The sequence below is a fragment of the Nonomuraea turcica genome (genome assembly GCF_030718205.1).
GTDB lineage: Bacteria > Actinomycetota > Actinomycetes > Streptosporangiales > Streptosporangiaceae > Nonomuraea.
Window position 1 is genome coordinate 1 of the sequence record NZ_JAUZQF010000090.1, and the last position, 1031, is coordinate 1031.

Annotated in this window: 1 protein-coding gene; it reads left to right on the top strand. The window is 69.9% G+C overall.

What is annotated here, in order from left to right:
• Window positions 1-75 precede the first annotated feature (75 nt).
• A complete protein-coding gene (gene istB / locus Q9G87_RS60330; RefSeq protein ID WP_305925692.1) occupies window positions 76-963 on the top strand; it encodes an IS21-like element helper ATPase IstB in 888 nt (295 codons plus the stop codon).
• Window positions 964-1031: the final 68 nt, after the last annotated feature.

The following is a 1031-nucleotide window of genomic DNA, read 5'->3' on the forward strand; positions in this document are numbered from 1 at the left end:
CACCGCTGACATCACCGCCACCGCTGACATCACCGCCGCCGCGCCCAGCGCCATCGACACCACCAGGCGGCCATCATGACGACCGCCACCACGGGCACCACTACCGCTTCGCCGGCGTCGAGTGCCGGCCAGGCGGCGGACCGGCCCGGCCGGTCGGTTCGCGACCCGATCAGCGCCGACCTCAAGGCCGTCTTGCGCGCGCTCAAACTCGGCAAGATGCTCGACACCCTGCCCGAACGCCTCGCCCTGGCCAAGCAGCAGCACCTGGCCCACGCCGACTTCCTGGAACTGGTGCTGGCCGATGAGGTCTCGCGCCGGGAGACCGGCTCGGCCGCGCTGCGCGCCCGCGCCGCCGGGCTGGACGCCGCCATGCGCCTGGACACCTGGGACGACAGCGCCGCCGTCAGCTACGACCGGCAGCTCTGGAGCGAGCTGACCACGCTGCGCTTCATCGACGGCAGCAACGGGGCACTGATCTTGGGGCCGGTCGGCACCGGCAAGACGCACCTGGCCACCGCGCTCGGCCATATCGCCGTCCGCCGCCGCTACAGCACCGTCATGGCCCGCGCCGACAAGCTGTTCAAACGACTCAAGGCCGCCCGGCTCGACAACAGCGTCGAGACCGAGATGCGCCGCCTGGCCCACACGCAGCTGCTCATCATCGACGACTTCGCACTCAAGGGGCTGGACCAGATCGAGACGGCCGACTTCTACGAGTTGGTCGTGGAACGCCACCGCAAGGCCGCCACCGTGGTGACCTCCAACCGCGAGCCCAGCGAGTGGCTGGCGATGATGGCCGACCCGCTGCTGGCCCAGTCCGCCGTCGACCGGCTGGTCTCGGCCGCACACGTCCTCATCGTCGAAGGCGAGTCCTACCGGATGCGTCAGCGACCCACCATCCAGCCCGCGAACGCGCCGGTCACCGGGGTGTCGGCGGGGACGAGCCAAGGGAGATCACTATGATCGACTACACGACCAGGTGGTCCCTTCCTCGTGGCAACCAGGTGGTCCCTTCTCCCTGGCAAGCGACA